The 1,855-nt window shown below is 69.9% G+C and carries 2 protein-coding genes; both read right to left on the reverse strand.

The window, feature by feature from the left end:
- Positions 1-972 (reverse strand): 1-deoxy-D-xylulose-5-phosphate synthase N-terminal domain-containing protein (locus BIS11_RS16410; protein ID WP_253586563.1); only part of this gene is annotated, 972 nt, incomplete at its 3' end.
- 59 nt (positions 973-1,031) lie between these two features.
- On the reverse strand, positions 1,032-1,855 hold an 824-nt coding region (locus BIS11_RS16415), incomplete at its 5' end, for a farnesyl diphosphate synthase (RefSeq protein WP_253586564.1).

Consider the following 1,855-nt stretch of genomic DNA (forward strand, 5'->3'; position numbering starts at 1 on the left):
CTTTTTCGCCTCGGCCTGGGCGGCACGGGGTTTTTCCAGCTTGGTGATGGCGTGGTAGCCGATCTGGTCGGCTTCCGCCGGCAGAAAGCCCTTGCCCTTGACGGTCTTGATATGCAGGAACTGCGGGCCGCTCTGGCCGCGCAGCATGCTCAGGGTGTCGGTCAGCGCGTCCAGGTCGTGGCCGTCGATGGGGCCGACGTAGTTGAAGCCGAGCTCCTCGAACAGCGTGGCGGGGCTGACGAAGCCCTTCATGTGCTCTTCGGTGCGCTTGGCGAGCTTGAGCGCACCGGGCAGGTGCGAGAGCACCTTCTTGCCCTCTTCGCGCATCTTCAGGTACGGCTTGCTTGCCAGCATCCGCGCGAGATAGGTGGCCAGGCCCCCGACGTTCTCGGAGATCGACATCTCGTTGTCGTTGAGCACCACCAGCAGGTTGGCATCGACGTGGCCGGCGTGGGTCAGCGCCTCGAAGGCCATGCCGGCGGTCAGGGCGCCGTCGCCGATGATCGCGCAGACCCGGCGGTCGTCGTTCCGGGCGCGGGCGGCCAGCGCCATGCCGAGGGCGGCCGAGATCGAGGTGCTCGAGTGGCCCACGCCGAAGGTGTCGAACTCGGATTCGGCGCGGCGCGGAAAGGCGGCGAGCCCCCCGTGCTGGCGGATGCCGGTCATCGCCTCGCGCCGCCCGGTGAGGATCTTGTGCGGGTAGGCCTGGTGGCCCACGTCCCACACCAGCCGGTCCTTCGGGGTGTGGTAGACGTGATGCAGCGCCACGCTGAGCTCGACCACGCCGAGCCCCGCGCCGAAGTGTCCGCCGGAAACCCCCACGCTGTAGAGCAGGTAGGCGCGCAGCTCGTCGGCAAGCGTGGCGAGCTGGGCGTCGTTCATGGCCCGCAGCGCGGCGGGGTGATCAAAGGAGTCGAGCAGCGGCGTGGCCGGGCGCTCGCGGGGTATCTCGTCGAACAGCTTCATGGGCATGTATTCACGGTCTTCTTTGCGGGCTCTTGCATCGCGGCGAGCGTATGCATGGCCATTGTTCAGTGGTCGCGTTCGATCATGTAGCGGGCCAGATCGATCAGCGGCGCGGCGCCTTCGCCCAGCGGCGTCAGGGCGGCGATGGCCTCGTCGGTCAACTCGCGCGCCTTGGCGCGAGCGCCCTCCAGGCCCAGAAGGCTCGAATAGGTGGGCTTGGCTCTGGCGGCATCGGCGCCGGAGGTCTTGCCGAGCGTGGCGGTAACGCCGGTCACGTCCAGCACGTCGTCATGAATCTGGAAGGCTAGACCAACCGCGCGGGCGTAGCGAGCAAGTGCCGTCAGGCGCGGGTCGTCCTCCTCGACGGCGACGAGCCCGCCCATCCGCACCGCCGCCTCGATCAGCGCGCCGGTCTTGTGGGCGTGCATGTGGGCGAGTGCCGCGACGTCGGGAAGCCCGCCCACGGCGGCCAGGTCCAACGCCTGGCCCGCCACCATGCCCTGGCGTCCGGAGGCGACGGCCAGCGTCGTGACCAGTGCCCCCAGGCGCGGATGGCCGGCCTTCGCCAGCACCTCGAAGGCCAGCGCCTGCAGGGCGTCGCCGGCGAGGATCGCGGTGGCCTCGTCGTACGCCTTGTGGACGGTCGGCTGGCCGCGGCGCAGATCGTCGTCGTCCATGGCGGGCAGGTCGTCGTGGATCAGGGAGTAGGCGTGGATCAGCTCGATGGCCGCCGCCGGGGCGTCGAGGGACTCGTCCGATGCGCCCAGCGCCCGGCCCGACAGGTAGACCAGCAGCGGCCGCAGGCGCTTGCCGCCGACCAGCAGCCCGTGGTGCATCGCCTGCTCCAGGCGCGCGTCGACGGCGGGGGTGGAAAACAGCGCCTCGAGAG

Source organism: Halomonas sp. 707D4 (genome assembly GCF_024158685.1).
GTDB lineage: Bacteria > Pseudomonadota > Gammaproteobacteria > Pseudomonadales > Halomonadaceae > Vreelandella.